This is a genomic window from Streptomyces sp. SID13666, assembly GCF_010548325.1.
Lineage (GTDB): Bacteria > Actinomycetota > Actinomycetes > Streptomycetales > Streptomycetaceae > Actinacidiphila > Actinacidiphila fildesensis.
In genome coordinates this window covers 1-15,449 of the sequence record NZ_JAAGLX010000047.1, presented here as the reverse complement: position 1 = coordinate 15,449, position 15,449 = coordinate 1, and the positions used below count along the sequence as shown (strand labels likewise).

General features: G+C 70.7%; 13 protein-coding genes and 1 pseudogene. 4 read left to right on the top strand and 10 right to left on the bottom strand.

Going from position 1 to position 15,449, the window contains the following annotated elements; all coding sequences use genetic code 11:
- Nucleotides 1–41 precede the first annotated feature (41 nt).
- Entirely contained in the window at nt 42–1,739 is a 1,698-nt protein-coding gene (locus tag G3I60_RS36640) for a serine/threonine-protein kinase (protein ID WP_343241997.1), read from the top strand.
- Between the two features lie 241 nt (nt 1,740–1,980).
- Here G3I60_RS36640 and glnA read toward each other — a convergent pair whose 3' ends face one another.
- Entirely contained in the window at nt 1,981–3,390 is a 1,410-nt protein-coding gene (glnA, locus tag G3I60_RS36635) for a type I glutamate--ammonia ligase (RefSeq protein ID WP_138353731.1), read from the bottom strand.
- Nucleotides 3,391–3,603: 213 nt separating this feature from the next.
- On the opposite strand from glnA, the gene G3I60_RS36630 reads away from it, so the two are divergent.
- A complete protein-coding gene (locus G3I60_RS36630) occupies nt 3,604–4,071 on the top strand; it encodes an RDD family protein (protein ID WP_164293304.1) in 468 nt (155 codons plus the stop codon).
- Nucleotides 4,072–4,186: 115 nt separating this feature from the next.
- Here the strand turns inward: G3I60_RS36630 and G3I60_RS36625 are convergent, their stop codons facing one another.
- From G3I60_RS36625 to lipB, 4 genes are all read right to left on the bottom strand, one after another.
- Complete coding sequence (locus tag G3I60_RS36625; RefSeq protein WP_138353729.1) at nt 4,187–4,867, bottom strand: DUF4191 domain-containing protein; 681 nt, start codon at nt 4,865–4,867, stop codon at nt 4,187–4,189.
- Nucleotides 4,868–5,015: 148 nt separating this feature from the next.
- The gene (locus tag G3I60_RS36620; protein WP_138353728.1) at nt 5,016–5,258 is read right to left on the bottom strand and encodes a hypothetical protein; all 243 of its coding nucleotides are present in this window, start codon (nt 5,256–5,258) and stop codon (nt 5,016–5,018) included.
- Nucleotides 5,259–5,472: 214 nt separating this feature from the next.
- Nucleotides 5,473–6,450, bottom strand: coding sequence for a lipoyl synthase (lipA, locus tag G3I60_RS36615; RefSeq protein ID WP_164293305.1), 978 nt, complete (start codon nt 6,448–6,450; stop codon nt 5,473–5,475).
- Nucleotides 6,451–6,683: 233 nt separating this feature from the next.
- Nucleotides 6,684–7,463, bottom strand: a complete 780-nt coding sequence (lipB, locus tag G3I60_RS36610; protein WP_164293306.1) for a lipoyl(octanoyl) transferase LipB — start codon at nt 7,461–7,463, stop codon at nt 6,684–6,686.
- 293 nt (nt 7,464–7,756) lie between these two features.
- On the opposite strand from lipB, the gene G3I60_RS36605 reads away from it, so the two are divergent.
- Nucleotides 7,757–9,277: a regulator gene (locus G3I60_RS36605; protein WP_164293307.1), complete on the top strand. Its 1,521-nt coding sequence runs from the start codon at nt 7,757–7,759 to the stop codon at nt 9,275–9,277.
- Between the two features lie 232 nt (nt 9,278–9,509).
- Here the strand turns inward: G3I60_RS36605 and G3I60_RS36600 are convergent.
- Together G3I60_RS36600 and G3I60_RS36595 are read right to left on the bottom strand one after the other, a co-directional pair.
- Nucleotides 9,510–10,829: pseudogene (locus G3I60_RS36600) on the bottom strand (NAD(P)/FAD-dependent oxidoreductase); the annotation flags it as partial.
- A 109-nt stretch (nt 10,830–10,938) separates the two neighbouring features.
- The gene (locus G3I60_RS36595; RefSeq protein ID WP_164293309.1) at nt 10,939–11,832 is read right to left on the bottom strand and encodes a TIGR01777 family oxidoreductase; all 894 of its coding nucleotides are present in this window, start codon (nt 11,830–11,832) and stop codon (nt 10,939–10,941) included.
- 76 nt (nt 11,833–11,908) lie between these two features.
- On the opposite strand from G3I60_RS36595, the gene G3I60_RS36590 reads away from it, so the two are divergent.
- Nucleotides 11,909–12,409, top strand: a complete 501-nt coding sequence (locus tag G3I60_RS36590; protein WP_138353722.1) for a GNAT family N-acetyltransferase — start codon at nt 11,909–11,911, stop codon at nt 12,407–12,409.
- A gap of 93 nt (nt 12,410–12,502) precedes the next feature.
- Here the strand turns inward: G3I60_RS36590 and G3I60_RS36585 are convergent, their stop codons facing one another.
- The 3 genes from G3I60_RS36585 to sucB all read right to left on the bottom strand — a co-directional run.
- A complete protein-coding gene (locus G3I60_RS36585) occupies nt 12,503–13,015 on the bottom strand; it encodes a DUF4240 domain-containing protein (RefSeq protein ID WP_138353809.1) in 513 nt (170 codons plus the stop codon).
- Between the two features lie 142 nt (nt 13,016–13,157).
- Entirely contained in the window at nt 13,158–14,159 is a 1,002-nt protein-coding gene (locus tag G3I60_RS36580; RefSeq protein WP_198357141.1) for a GNAT family N-acetyltransferase, read from the bottom strand.
- Between the two features lie 261 nt (nt 14,160–14,420).
- Nucleotides 14,421–15,449 (bottom strand): 2-oxoglutarate dehydrogenase, E2 component, dihydrolipoamide succinyltransferase (sucB, locus tag G3I60_RS36575; RefSeq protein WP_164608297.1); only part of this gene is annotated, 1,029 nt, incomplete at its 5' end.

The following is a 15,449-nucleotide window of genomic DNA, read 5'->3' as shown; positions in this document are numbered from 1 at the left end:
TGCCATCACCTCGCGAGCCGCTGCTTGGAGATCACACACTCGTGCCCACGATCACTCCCGCCCTGCCAGGCGACCCTGAACGCATCGCGTCCTACCGCGTCCTGGGGCGGCTCGGTGTCGGGGGGATGGGCACCGTCTACGCTGCGACAGGTCGTGACGGCCGCCGCATAGCGCTGAAGGTTGTTCATGCGCAGCAAGCGGCTGATCCGCAGTTCCGGGCCCGGTTTCACCGGGAGGTTCAGGTACTGCGGCGAGTAGGGGGTCCGTGTCTGGTGCCGCTGCTGGATGCCGACCCAACCGCATCCGTGCCGTGGCTGGCCACCGACTACATTCCCGGTCCGACGCTCGACCAGCACCTGGCTGCCCACGGTCCGTTGGCGGATGGGCAGCTCGTCCTCTTCGCGGCGGGCACGGCCAGCGCTCTGGCAGCGATCCACGCGGCGGGAGTCGTCCATCGTGACCTCAAGCCCGCCAACGTCATCCTGTCTCCGCAAGGGCCGCGGGTACTGGACTTCGGTATCGCCCATGTATCTGACGGGACAGCGGTCACCCGCACAGGGATCCTGACGGGAACGCCGGGCTGGATCAGCCCTGAGTACTACCGCGACGGGATTGCCGGGGCACCAGGCGACGTGTTCGCGTGGGGCGCGCTCATCGCCTACGCGGCCTCGGGCCGGCTTCCGTTCGGGATCGGCGCCCCGGATGTCGTGGCGTACCGCGTGATGTCCGGTAAGCCGGACCTGACGATGGTGCCCGAGGACCTCCGTGGGCCGCTCGAAGCGTGTCTTGCCAAGGACCCAGCCCTGCGCCCACCGGCTCGGGCATTGGCTGAGATCACAGCCGAACTGCTGGGCTGCCAGGCCACCCAGGCCCAAACGGTCAGCCCCGATCAGCCCACGGTCGTGCAGGGGCTGATCGCGGACCAGTGGCACCTGCCGACCCTTGACGACCCCACCTGGTCGACTGCGGCAACCCAAGTTCGCCGCAGGCGGTTCGCTTGGGTTGCGGTCGCCGGCATAGCTGCCTTCGCTCTCGCCGCCTCCGGCACATGGTTGGTGGCCAACATCGGCAAGCCCGCTGCCCAGACCACTGAGACCAGCCCAACCACTGGTACCAGCAGCAAGGGCGGCCCTAGCTCCAGCCCTGCCACGGTCGTACCCGCGGTCGGCACCCCTTCGCCGAGTAAGGCAGCCCCGGCGTCGACCGAGCCTCCGCAGGCGCCGAAACGGACTCAGGTGCGTGATATCCGTCCCTGGACGGCCGACGGGATGCCGGCTGACGGCATCAACGTGACAGGCGAGACCATCGGAACGTGCTGGGGCTCGTCCGAAGCCACCATGCGCGTTGAAGCATGGCGCTGCTCCGCCGAGAACGAGATTCTCGACCCTTGCTTCGCTCCTGCACCTGGGCCCGAGTACACCGTTCTGCTGTGCATGGGCACCACGCCGGACCGGATGGTCCGTCTCACGGTGACCGAGCCATTGCCGGGGAACAACAACCACATGCCCGGTGGACCGGTCATCGACCCCATCATCATCGACCTTGCCGACGGAATCAGCTGCCGGATGATGACCGGAGCCACCACTGTCCAGGCCGGAGAGCGCCAGAACTACGGATGCACCGATGGTGGGTCGCTTTACGGCGTGCCGGACAAGACCGGTTCGGTGTGGACCATCGTTTACCGGCGGGCGAATACTGCAGCGGCCCGGAACGTTCCGATCGTCGCCGTCTACCAGTGAAGGCTGAGCTGGGTGGCCGTCGGCCCCTTCCAGCCCAGCACTGAGCCCTGGTGCTCTCCTCGCGGAGAGCGCCAGGGCTCAGTCAATGCTTCTGACTCTTCGTCAGGCGTTCCGCCCTTCGGTGCACCGCTGGTGCACCTGAGGGTGGAAAGAGGTCGTGATCAGTGGAAACTGATGGGGACTGTTTCCGCAGGTCGGGGGGCCTCTGGGGGGATCGCGCCTGGTCGGCCGACCGCAGGGCTTAGAGGTCGAAGTACATCTCGAACTCGTGCGGGTGCGGGCGGAGGGCGATGGGGGCGATTTCCTGGGTGCGCTTGTAGTCGATCCAGGTCTCGATCAGGTCGCTGGTGAAGACACCGCCGGCCTGCAGGTACTCGTGGTCGTTCTCGAGGGCTTCGAGGACGGCCGGGAGCGAGGTCGGGACCTGGGGGACGCCCGCGTGCTCTTCGGGGGCGAGCTCGTAGAGGTCCTTGTCGACCGGCTCGGCCGGCTCGATCTTGTTCTTGATGCCGTCGAGGCCGGCCATCAGGAGCGCCGAGAAGGCCAGGTACGGGTTGGACGACGGGTCCGGCGCGCGGAACTCGATGCGCTTGGCCTTCGGGTTCGCGCCCGTGATCGGGATGCGGATCGCGGCGGACCGGTTGCGCTGGGAGTAGACCAGGTTGACCGGGGCCTCGAAGCCGGGCACCAGACGGTGGTACGAGTTCACCGTCGGGTTGGTGAAGGCGAGGAGCGACGGGGCGTGCTTGAGGATGCCGCCGATGTAGTAGCGGGCGGTGTCCGAGAGGCCCGCGTAGCCCTGCTCGTCGTAGAACAGCGGCACGCCGTCGGTCCACAGCGACTGGTGGACGTGCATGCCCGAGCCGTTGTCGCCGAAGATCGGCTTCGGCATGAAGGTCGCGGTCTTGTTGTTGCGCCAGGCGACGTTCTTCACGATGTACTTGAAGAGCATGAGGTCGTCGGCCGCTGCGAGCAGCGTGTTGAACTTGTAGTTGATCTCGGCCTGGCCGGCAGTGCCCACCTCGTGGTGCTGACGCTCGACCTGCAGGCCGGACTTCTCCAGCTCCAGGGAGATCTCGGCACGGAGGTCGGCGAAGTGGTCGACCGGCGGGATCGGGAAGTACCCGCCCTTGTAGCGGACCTTGTAGCCGCGGTTGTTGTCCTCGGAGCCCGTGTTCCAGGCGCCGGCCTCGGAGTCGATGTGGTAGTACGACTCGTTGGCGTTGGTCGCGAAACGCACGCTGTCGAACACGTAGAACTCGGCCTCGGGGCCGAAGTACGCGGTGTCGGCGATGCCGGACGACGCGAGGTAGGCCTCGGCCTTCTTCGCCACGTTCCGCGGGTCACGGCTGTACTGCTCGCCGGTGATCGGGTCGTGGATGAAGAAGTTGATGTTGAGCGTCTTGTCCTTGCGGAACGAGTCCAGGCGCGACGTGGTGAGGTCAGGAACGAGCGCCATGTCGGACTCGTGGATGGCCTGGAAGCCGCGGATCGACGACCCGTCGAACATCAGCGTCTCGGTCGGGTCGAAGGTACTGACCGGGACCGTGAAGTGCTGCATGACTCCGGGCAGGTCACAGAAGCGGACGTCTACGAACTTGACGTCCTCGTCCGCGATGAACTTCTTGACGTCGTCGGCGTTCTGGAACATCCAACTCCTCCTAGACCCGGCTCGAAGAGTCCGGGATGGCAACACGAGGCGCGGCCAGTGCGATGGCGCACGCTGGCCCCGACCATAGGGATCGAGGATTTCCCAAGCATGACCCATTTGTTTCGACGAGGTTAACCGCTAGGTCGTAGGTGGCGCGCGCGGGCGGTGAAGGCACCGTACGGGTGACCCGGGGCGGCACAGTACGGTGGACGGGTGGACAACAGGGAAGCACTCGGGTCGTGGCTCTCGGGACCGCGCGCGGCCGCCGAGCAGATGGGCACGGATTTCGGCTACCGGGGTGAACGGCTGGGACTGCCGAAGGACGGGCCGGGTTCGCTGGCCACCGTCGGCCGGCGGTTCGCGGCGGTGTTCATCGACTGGATGCTGTGTCTGGTGATCGCATACGGCTTGATCGCGCATCGTGACGTCCAGGGGTCCAATCCCTGGACGCTGGCACTCTTCGGCGCCCTGAGCGTCGTGACCCTCGGTACCGTCGGCAGCACGCCCGGTAAGCGGCTGCTCGGCCTGCGGGTGGTCCGTGTCGACGGCGGGCGGCTCCGCATCGGCCCGGTGGTGCTCCGTACGGTCCTCCTGCTGCTGGTGATCCCCGCGCTGGTGTGGGACCGCGACGGCCGCGGCCTGCACGACAAGGCCGCGCAGGCCGTTCAGGTCCGGATCTAGGCGAGCGCGACAAGCGTCGGCGAGCCCCCCGCCAACGTGAACGCCCTCGTGGGCCTGGCCGAGCCGCCTACGGCTCGCCCGGCCCACGAGGGCGTTGTGGTCGGTGTTCCGGGGTTCAGCGGCCCTTCGGCATCCGCATGCCCTTCGGCATCGGACCCTTCGGGATCGGCATGTTGCTCATGAGGGTGCCGAGCGATCGCAGACGGTCGTTGACCTCGGTGACCTTCGGTCCTGCCAGCACGCGCGGCAGCTTGAGCAGCGTCGTACGCACCTTCTTGAGCGGGACCTGGCCCTCTTCGTTGCCGACGATGATGTCGGTGATCGGCACGTCGAACACGACGCGCGCCACCTTCTTCTTCTCGGCGGCCAGCAGGGCCTTCACCCGGTTCGGGTTGCCCTCGCCGACCAGCACCACGCCGGCCTTGCCGACCGCACGGTGCACCACGTCCTGGCTCTTGTTCATCGCGACCGCCGGGGTCACGGTCCAGCCGCGGCCCACGTTGTCCAGCACCGCCGCGGCGGCACCCGGCTGGCCCTCGAGCTGCCCGAAGGCGGCCTTCTCGGCCCGGCGGCCGAAGACGATGGCCATCGCGAGGAACGCGAACAGCAAGCCCAGGATGCCCGCGTAGATGGGGTGGTCGATCAAGAAGCCGAGGGCGAGGACGACACCGAAGGTGACGATTCCCACAGCCGCTACGACGAGCCCGACCTTGGAGTCGGCCCGCCTGGTCATCTTGTAGGTCTGAGCGATCTGCTGAAGCCGCCCAGGGTTCTCGGATGTTTCCTTCCTCGCCATGCGGCACAGGATACGTGGCCCGCGCGCCGGTGGGCGCATCGGTGGCCCTCAAGGGACCGGCCGGCCCGTCAGGGGGAAGCCGGTGCTGTGCCCGGAAGGAACGGAGCCCGGTGCTCAGCCTGTGCCCGGAAGGGATCGGGACCAGCGCTCAGAAGGAATCCGGCCCCGTGTTACGGACGGCGGCGGGCGCGTTCAGCGCCTCGATCACGTGCTGCACCTCACGCCGGTCCTTGGCCCGGCGGCGGTCCTCGACCACGGCCGACCAGGCGTTGCGACGGGCGGTCTGCTGGCCCCCGCCCAGCAGCAGTGCCTCCATGGCGCGCAGGGCTCCGGTGACGGTGACTGTGGGGTGGAGGGTGCTCTGGCGGAGTTGTGCGGACTCGACCTGCATGGGGGTCCCCCTCAGGACGCCTCGGAATCGCAATCGCATGGGTGTGCGTGAACCAGGCTCGCCACATTGTGTTACCAGCCCGTGACCGCACGGTCAATCTCGCATGAAACCTTGCCGCGTGCCTGATTCCGCTTCGCCGCGCCGCATGCCTGGCGGGGATGGTGACGCGGTGCGTGGCCGCACCGCGTCACCGTGAGGGGTCTCACACGGGACCTCAGACGGACTGGGCCGCCACCGACTGCTCGCCCGTCTCCCGGCGGCGGTCCATCGCCTGCTGGAAGAGCCGGCCCGCACGATACGAAGAACGGACCAGCGGCCCGGACATGACGCCGGCGTAGCCGATCTGGTCGGCCTCGTCCTTGAGCTCCACGAACTCGTGCGGCTTCACCCAGCGCTCGACGGGGTGGTGCCGCGGCGAGGGCCGCAGGTACTGCGTGATGGTGATCAGCTCGCAGCCGGCATCGTGCAGGTCCCGCAGCGCCTGGCTGACCTCTTCGCGCTCCTCGCCCATGCCCAGGATCAGGTTGGACTTGGTGACCAGCCCGGCCTCGCGGGCCCTGGTGATCACTTCGAGGGAGCGCTCGTAACGGAAGCCGGGACGGATCCGCTTGAAGATGCGCGGCACGGTCTCGACGTTGTGCGCGAGCACCTCGGGCCGGGACGAGAAGACCTCGGCGAGCTGCTCGGGGACCGCGTTGAAGTCCGGGATCAGCAGCTCGACCTTGGTGAAGCCCTCGGCCCGCTCGGCGGTCTGAGCGTGGATCTGGCGGACGGTCTCCGCGTAGAGCCAGGCGCCGCCGTCCTCCAGGTCGTCGCGGGCGACGCCGGTGATCGTGGCGTAGTTCAGGTTCATGGTCACGACGGACTCGCCGACGCGGCGCGGCTCGTCGAGGTCCAGCGCGGCCGGCTTGCCGGTGTCGATCTGGCAGAAGTCACAGCGCCGGGTGCACTGGTCGCCGCCGATGAGGAAGGTGGCCTCGCGGTCCTCCCAGCATTCGTAGATGTTGGGGCAGCCGGCCTCCTGGCACACGGTGTGCAGGCCTTCGCTCTTCACCAGCGCCTGCATCTTGGTGTACTCGGGGCCCATCTTCGCCCGGGTCTTGATCCACTCGGGTTTGCGCTCGATGGGGGTCTGAGCGTTCCGGACTTCCAGGCGCAGCATCTTGCGTCCGTCGGGTGCGACAGCGGACATCGTCCGGTACTCCCCTTCCACCAGCGTGTCTTCGAATCTTCGGCGAACCCCAGGGTACGCCCGTTGTTTGTACCTATACGAACAGAGCCAACCAACAGGCTCATGGGGGCATTCCCCCAAGGGAGTGAGGGCCGGGGTGAAGGCCAGGAGTGGTCCCGCACGGTCCCCCGGGAGGACGTCGTGCCCGGCACACCCGCGAGCCCGCGAACGGCCCCTGGTGCCCTGCCCCCGCCCTACACGGCGCGCGGGAGCGGCGCCGCGGTCTCCAGCACCGCCCGCAGGTGCTTCTCGATCACCGGCACGACGTCGGTGACGGAGATGTCGCGGCCCAGCTCGTTGGAGAGCGAGGTGACTCCGGCGTCGCGGATGCCGCACGGCACGATCCGGTCGAACCAGGTGTTGTCCGGGTCGCAGTTGATCGCGAAGCCGTGCATCGTCACGCCCTTGGCGACCCGGATGCCGATGGCCGCGAGCTTGCGGTCCTCGCGGCGCTGGCCGGCGTTGGACGGGGCGTACTCCGGGCCGTTCAGCCGCGGGTCGAACTCGTCGTCGGCCAGACGGGGGTCGAAGTCCAGCGTCAGGCCGCCCGCCGGGCGCTGCTCGACGGGGTCGCCCAGCACCCAGACGCCGCTGCGGCCCTCGATGCGGGTGGTCTCCAGGCCGAACTCGGCGCAGGTCAGGATCAGCGCGTCCTCGAGCCGCCGGACGTGCGCGACGACGTCGACCGGACGCGGCAGCTTGAGGATCGGGTAGCCGACGAGCTGGCCGGGACCGTGCCAGGTGATCTTGCCGCCGCGGTCCACGTCGACGACCGGCGTGCCGTCCAGCGGGCGCTCGTTGTCGGCGGTGCGACGGCCCGCGGTGTAGACCGGCGGGTGTTCGAGCAGGAGGCAGGTGTCGGGGATCTCGTCCTCGAAGCGCGCGGCGTGCACCCTGCGCTGCTCCTGCCATGCCTCCTGGTATTCGACGGCGTCCGCCCCGAAGCCCAGGTGGACAAAGTGCAGGTCAGTCACGTCAGCTCCTCGTAGTCGCCTCGTTAGCGCCCCTGCAACTGTACGACCGGGCCGAAGGCCGCCTTCAAGGGGCCGGGGGAGGGGCCGGGGAAGCTGGGGTGGGGGGCGGGCCGGAGATGTTCGGGTGGGCGTCGTTACCACGGTCAGTGACCGGAAGATACGGCTTTGCAAGTCAATGGGCTGGGCTATCACCCATTCGGGGGAATCTGAGGCTCTGGTGGTGAGTGCGGCACTACAGGCCGTTACATTCACGCCGTTCCGGAGTCCTTCGAAGGAAGTGGACCGCGCAGCCGATGACGGACCGATCCCCGCAGCGTTCGCCCAACCGCCAGCTCGCCACCCTGATCACCGAGGCCGGCTTCTCCAACGCGGGGCTCGCCCGCCGGGTCGACCAGCTCGGGATCGAGCACGGCCTGGACCTGCGCTACGACAAGACCTCCGTGACGCGCTGGCTGCGCGGCCAGCAGCCGCGCGGCACCACCCCTGCGCTCATCGCGGAGGTCTTCACGCGACGGCTCGGGCGGCGGCTGTCCGCGCAGGATCTCGGGCTCGACGCGTGCGCGCCGGTCTACGCGGGCCTGGAGTTCGCCGCAGGACCGGAAGAAGCCATCGACATCATCAGCGGACTGTGGCGGAAAGACACCGGTGGCCAGGCCGAGCTGCGCAAGATCGCCTTCACTCCGGCCGGGCTGGTGGTGCCGAGCCGCGACTGGCTCATCGGGCGGGCGGACGAGCATGTGGCGCACGGGGTGAGCAGTGGCGCCAGTAGTGGTGCTGGTGGTGCGGGTGGTGCGGTCGGTGGTGGTTCCGGGGGGTCGGAGGCGGAGCGCACCGGCCGGGCCCGGATCCCCGCGCAGACGCGCGGCGGCCACGGGCCGGCCCGCGCCGCCGTCTCCCGCCAGCGCGTCACCATGGGCGACATCGCCGCGCTGCGCTCCGTCGGCGACCTCTTCCGGACCCTCGACAACACCTACGGCGGCGGCCACGCCCGTCAGGCGCTCGTCCGCTACCTCGAACACGAGGCCGAGCCGATGCTGCGCGGCACGTACGGCGAGGCGCTCGGACGGCGGCTGTTCGGCGCGGTCGCCGACCTGACGCGGCTGGCCGGCTGGACCTCCTACGACATCGGCGCCCACGGCCTCGCGCAGCGCTACTTCGTCCAGGCCCTGCGCCTCGCCCAGGCGTCCGGCGACCGCGTCTACGGCGGCTACGTCCTCGTCACGATGAGCCGTCAGGCGGTCTACCTCGGGCACGGGCGCGAGGCGGTCCAGCTCGCGCGGGTGGCGCAGCAGGGGGTCGGCACGAGCGCGCCCGCCGTCGTACAGGCCCTTCTGCACGCGGCGGAGGCACGCGGGCACGGGCTGCTGGGCGAGGTGCGAGCCTGCTCGGCCGCGCTGGCGCGCGCGGAGCGCTCGCTGGAGGCGGCCCGGGCGGGGGACGAAGTCCCTTACTGGGCACGGTTCTTCGACGAGGCGCAGCTCGCGGACGAGTTCGGCCACTGCCACCGGGATCTGCAGCAGTACCGGGCGTCGGCCCAGTACGCGGAGCGCTCGCTGCAGTTGCGGGGGCCGGCGTACGCGCGGAGCCGGGTGTTCTGCCGGACGGTGCTGGCTTCTGCGCGGTTGGGGTTGGGGGAGGTGGATCTGGCGTGTGCGCTCGGGGGAGAGGCGATGCAGCAGGCGACCGAGATGCGGTCGACCCGGGCGGTGGAGTATGTGCGGGACTTCGGGCGGCGGTTGGAGCCGTTTCGGGAGACGGGGGCGGCGCGGGGGTTCTACGAGCGGGCGGCGGCGCTGGGGTTGGCCGTGGGCTGAGGTTCCTTCGGGCCGGTTGGGGGTGCGGTGACCGGGTCCTGCGGTGCGGTGCTTCGAAATTGACTGTTCACGGTCCCCCAGCCTTCGGCCGGGGGTGCCCCCAGCGGCCCACCAACAGCTCGGCAGCATGTCGAAGCCCCACCCCTCCGGCCCCGGTCACCTCACGCCCGCTCCAGCCGGCGGGAAGGGGTGGGTGCTGGTGTCCGTGTCCTCACGTCGGAGGCGCGTGGCTTTACGCCGCCTCCTCCGCCGGTTGGGGGGACGTCACCAGGGCCGGGTGGAGGCCGAAGTCCGCCAGGAGGTGGGTGGCGGCGCGGTGGCCGGAGAGGAGGGCGCCTTGGACGGTGCTGGTGTCGCGGTGGTCGCCGCAGACGTAGAGGCCGCACAGGAGCCGGACGGGGCGTCGGAGGTCGTGGGGGGCGGTCATCACGGGGACGGCCTCGGGGTCGTGGTGGGTGGCGAGGGGTTCCCAGTCGTCCGTCGAGGTTTCGTACAGCTCGGCCAGGTGCTTGCGGACGGCGATGTCGTCGGTGCGGCCGTCCTCCTGGGGGCCGAGGAGGACGGAGGTGACGAGGGCGCGTCCTGACGGGGCGCGGGAGGGGTCGAGTTCGCTGGCCGGGAGGGTGTGCGAGACGGGACCGTGCCGGTCGGCGTCGAGGACCAGCAGGGGCTCGCGCAGCGGGGAACGGGGCGCGGCGTGGTGGACGACGGTTACGGCGTGGAAGCCGGGTACCCGGAGGCCGGGGAGGAGTTCGCCGGCGGCGCGGGCGCCGGTGGCCACCACCACGGCTCGGCAGGGCAGTTCGCAGGATCCGCGGCCGTCGGTGGCGACGGCGTTGACGGAGACGGCGGTGGCCCGGACGCCGAGGCGCACCGTGCCCGGCGGCAGGGCGGCGGCGAGGCGGTGCGGGACGGCGGCCGCGCCGGAGGCGGGCAGGCACGTTCCGCCGCGGGCGAAGCCGCGCAGCACGAGGTCGGCGCACCGGCTGGACGTGGTGAGGTCCGGGTCGCAGAGCAGGGCGTTGAGCAGGGGGCGGACGAAGCCGTCGAGGAGCCGGGGGGCGAAGCCACGGGCGGCGAGTGCGGCGGCCGTGGTGGTCTCGGGCCGGGCGAGGAGCCGGGCGGTGGAGGTGGCGGCCAGCCGGTTGAGCGCGGTGCCGAGCCCCGCCCGGTCGAGGGTGTCGCCGAGCGGGGTCCTGGCGGCGGAGAGCACGGCCCGGGCCCGGGTGCCGCGGGTGTCGCCGACGCGGTAGCCGCGGCCGCCGGCCCGCACCAGGGCGCCGGGGGCGAACGGGCGCAGCCGCAGCCCCTGGAGCCCCGGGGTGCGCCGGAGTTCGGAGTACGACGTGTTGAGCAGCTGTGGACCGTGGTCGAGCCGGAAACCGTCCACGGTGTCGGTGGCCATCCGGCCGCCGACCCGGGATCCCGCTTCCAGCACGGTGACGGTCAGCCCCGCACTGATCAGATGGTGCGCCGCTGCGAGGCCCGCGAGCCCGGCCCCGATCACGACGACGTCCGCTTGCCGTGCTGTTGAGAGCACGATGCCCCTCCCGGAGGTTGGCTTCGTTCCCCGCTCGCGTCAGCTGGCGCTGGTAGGGGTCATGCCCTCATCACACGTGGCTGATGCACCAGGTGCACGGTGCGATTCAGCCTTTCGGCACTCAGTGCCCGAACGCGGCCCGGATGCTCTCCTCGATGCCCGGGAACGCGAAGGAGAAGCCCGAGTCGAGCAGCCGCCGCGGCACCACCCGCTGGCTCATCAGGACGTCCTGGGAGAACTCGCCGAGCGCGATGCGCAGGGCGAACGCGGGGACGGTGGCGAGGGTGGGCCGGTGCATGACGCGGCCCATCGCGGCGGTCACCTCGCGGTTGGTGAGGGGTTCAGGCGCCGTCAGGTTCACCGGTCCCGAGAGGCTCGCGGTGTCGATGATGTGGTGGAACGCGGCGATCTCGTCGTGCAGGGAGATGAAGCTCCAGTACTGGCGCCCGTCGCCGAGCCGGCCGCCGAGACCGGCGTTGAAGAGCGGGAACAGCCGTCCCCAGGCGCCGCCCCGGCGGGACACGACGAGGCCGGTGCGGGCGAAGACGGTCCGGATGCCGGCCGCGGCCGCGGGTTCCGCGGCGGCCTCCCAGTCCTGGACGACGCCGGCGAGGAAGCCCGCGCCGGCCGGGCCGTCCTCGTCCGTGCGGCGGTCGCCGGTGTCGCCGTAGTAGCCGAGCGCGGTGCCGCAGACGAAGACCTTGGGCGGGGTGTCGAGGGACGCGACGGCCCGGGCGATGGCGGTGGTGCCGAGGACCCGGCTGTCGTGGATCTCCTTCTTGTACGCGGCGGTCCAGCGGTGGTCGCCGACGCCCGCGCCGGCGAGGTGGACGACCGCGTCGCAGCCCGTCAGCCCCTTGGTGTCCACGGACTGGCGGGCGGGGTCCCAGCGGACCTCGTCGGGGCCGGCGGGTTCGCGCCGGACCAGGCGGACGACCACGTGCCCGTCGGTGCCGAGGGAGCGGACGAGGGCGGAACCGATCAGGCCTGACGCGCCGGTGACTGCGATACGCATGGGGCCATTCTGCCCCGCGACGGGACCCGGCGGGGCGCTCTGGGGGCCGGGAGCCGCACGTGGCAGAGTTGCCGGCATGTCAGATGTGATGGTCCGTTCGGCGACCTACGCCGACGAGGCCGACCTCGTCGGGATCGATGTCCGCACGTGGTCCTCGCTGCACGCGGTGCAGCCGCCTCCCGACCCCGGCAAGCCGTTCTACGACGAGCGCCATACGCCGGAGGAGATCCTCGTCGCGCAGGTCGACGGGCGGGTGGCCGGTTATGTGCGGATCGTGCCGCCCACCCCGCTGCCGTGCAACGCGCACGTCCGCCAGATACAGGGGCTCGCGGTGGACACCTGGGCCCGCGGCCGGGGCATCGCCCGCAGGCTGATGGCCGCGGCGCTGCACGAGGCGGGCCGGCAGGGCGCGACCCGGATGACCCTGCGGGTGCTGGGCCACAACGCTCCGGCGCGGCGGCTCTACGAGTCGATGGGGTTCGCGGTCGAGGGCGTGCTACCGGGCGAGTTCCTGCTGGAAGGCGCGTACGTGGACGACGTGCTGATGGGCCGGCCGCTGGACTTCGCCGCTGCGTAGGCGGGCCGGTCGGCCTGCTCAGGCGGTCCGGTCAGCGGCTCCTCCGGTCAGCGGCTCCTCCGGCCGGGCGGTCCGGTCAGCCGGGCGGTCCGGTCAGCCGAAGCGGGCCCACAACTTGGGGAACCGGTCCGCCATGAGGTCCGTGTCGTCCATGTCCAGCTGCTCGCCCTCCGGGTCACCGGGCGGCGGCAGCTCCAGGTCGGGCAGCCGCACCCCGGTCAGCTGCTCGTACGCCTCGTCCGCCGCGTAACCCAGCTCCTCGGCGTCGCCGTCGACCTCCGGGTCGAACTCCGCGACGAGGAAGGCCAGGTCGTCGGGGCTGTGCAGGGCACCCTCGAAGACGTGCCGGCCCTGTCCGATCAGCCAGCAGCGGAAGAAGTCGAACGCCTCGTCGTCGGCGCCGCCCAGCATGATGTCGGCGGCGCCCCACACGTCCCAGCGGAAGGCCCGCGCGAAGCGCGTCTCGAAGTGCCGCGCGAAGTCCGTGACCGAGTCCGGATCGAGCAGCGCGAGCCGCTCGATCAGCAGATCGGCCTGTTCCTCCGGATCACCGTCCGCGGCCGCGCGCGTACTGTCGATGATCTCCCAGAACTCCGTCTCGTCCATCACGCGTCCAGCTTCCCGGTTGCCGGGGCCGGACGCACGCGGAGTGCCCCGTATGCGCCCGTGTCGTTACGCACGTTTGGGCTCAATGGCCGGATGACGTCGCAGGGCGCTCCCCGGCGGTCGTGGGACGGATCGGAGGAAATCATTCCGCCAGGCGCAGCTGGTACTCCACCGTCTGCCGGACGGGCACGAAGCCGAGCCCCGTGTTGATCGCCACCATGTGCCGGTTGTCGTCGGCGTTGTCGGTCTCGATCTCCGTCACTCCGGGCAGCTCGGACGTGATCCGCTGGATCATCGACGCCTTCATCCAGCGCCCGAGCCCGTGCCCGCGATGGCCGGGGACGACGGCCGTATCGTACTGCAGCGCGCGGCCGGAGCCGTCGGCCGGTACGACCAGCTCGGTGTACCCGGCCACCGAGCCGTCCGCCTCACTGATCGCGGCCACGGTGATCAGCTGCTCGCCGCGCTTGGCGAAGATCTCGGAGGCGGACCGGACCCGCTCGGCGTTCCACGGCACATGGCCGGGGGGGATCCCGCCGGCCGGCCCGGCGCCCACGCCCATGGCCCGCTTGGCGAGCGCGAAGCCGTCGATCAGAGCTTCCGGGGCGACGCCCTCCCAGGTCTCCAGCCGGTAGCCGGGGTGCTGCTCGCCGGCGAACGCGCCGATCGCGGCGGTGTCCATGCTGTCGAACCGCAGCCGCCGCCAGGTGAGCTTCAGCGCCGGGGTGAACGCGCGGGTGGCCAGGAACCGGTCGCCGGGGGTCCCGACCGTGGTTCTGGTGACGAGGCTGCGCCGCCCGTTGTCGCGGGCCGCGCCCACGGCGGTGTCCAGCAGCAGGGAACCGGCGCCGAGCCGCCGGTGGGCGGGGTGCGAGTACAGCTCCAGCGCTGCGAGATGGGAGCGCCCCGGCTCGTCGAACAGCCGCAGTGCGGCGGTTCCCACCGGCGCCCCCGCGGTGTTCCGCGCCAGCCACAGCAGCTTGCGGCTGTGGGCGCTCGGCGTCGTGAGCTGAGCGGACACATCGTCCGACGAGGGGACCGGATCACCGGGCAGGTCATGGCCGAGGGCGGCGGTGAGCACCTGGTGCCAGTCGTGGAGCTGCGCGCCGGTGGGGTCGGTCAGCAGATCTATGTGAAGCGGCAAGATGCCTCCGGAGGAAACCTGGCACAGGGTGCCGGGTATGGCTGCGACGGTCATGCAGTACGTACCACTACAGGAGGTGCGGCGTGGCCGACAAGGCGAATGACGAGCCCGAGGGCAAGGTGGTCCGCTCTGCCGGACCGTCCTCACCGCCGGAACGCCGACGCCCCCGGCCGCCGCAACGCCGACGCCCCCGGCCCGGCGTACCGGGTCGGGGGCGTCGCACTGCGATCACCTCGCCGCGTCAGGGACGCGGCATGAGTGTCAGAGACCGATCTCGGTCTCGAACTCGGCGGCTTCCAGGATCTCCTTGACGGCCGTCAGGTAACGGGCCGCATCGGCACCGTCCACCAGGCGGTGGTCGTAGGAGAGCGCCAGGTACGTCATATCGCGGACGCCGATGACGGTGCCCTCGGCGGTCTCGATGACCACCGGACGCTTGACGGTCGCGCCGATGCCCAGGATGGCGGCCTGGTTCGGGGGCACGATCACCGTGTCGAACAGCGCACCGCGCGAGCCGGTGTTGCTGATCGTGAAGGTGGCGCCGGACAGCTCGTCCGGGCTGATCTTGCTCGCCCGGACCTTGCCGGCCAGCTCCGCGGTCCGCTTGGAGATACCCGCGATGTTGAGGTCGCCCGCACCCTTGATGACCGGAGTCATCAGACCCTTTTCGGAGTCCACCGCGATACCGATGTTCTCGGAGTCGAAGTAGGTGATGGTGCCCTCGTCGTCGTTGATCCGGGCGTTGACGACCGGGTGGGCCTTCAGCGCCTGGGCCGCGGCCTTGACGAAGAACGGCATCGGCGAGAGCTTGACGCCCTCGCGCTGCGCGAACGCGTCCTTGGCCTTGTTGCGCATCTGCATGATCTTGGTGATGTCCACCTCGACCACGCTGGTGAGCTGCGCCTGGCTGTGCAGCGCCTTCATCATGTTGTCGCCGATGACCTTGCGCATGCGGGTCATCTTGACCGTCTGGCCGCGCAGCGGGGACGCCACGAGGGCGGCTTTCGGAGCGGGCGCGGACGCGGCCGGGGCCGCGGTGGCCGCGGCCTTGGCGGCCTCGGCGGCGGCGAGGACGTCCTGCTTGCGGATACGGCCACCGACGCCGGTGCCCTTGACCGAGGACAGGTTCACGCCGTTCTCGGAGGCGAGCTTACGGACCAGGGGGGTCACGTAGGCGCCGTCGTCACCCGAGGTGGCCGGTGCCGGAGCGGCGGCCGGGGCCTGGGCGGGGGCGGCGGGTGCCGGAGCCGGGGCGGCGGGCGCGACCGGTGCCTGTGCCGGGGCCTGCGG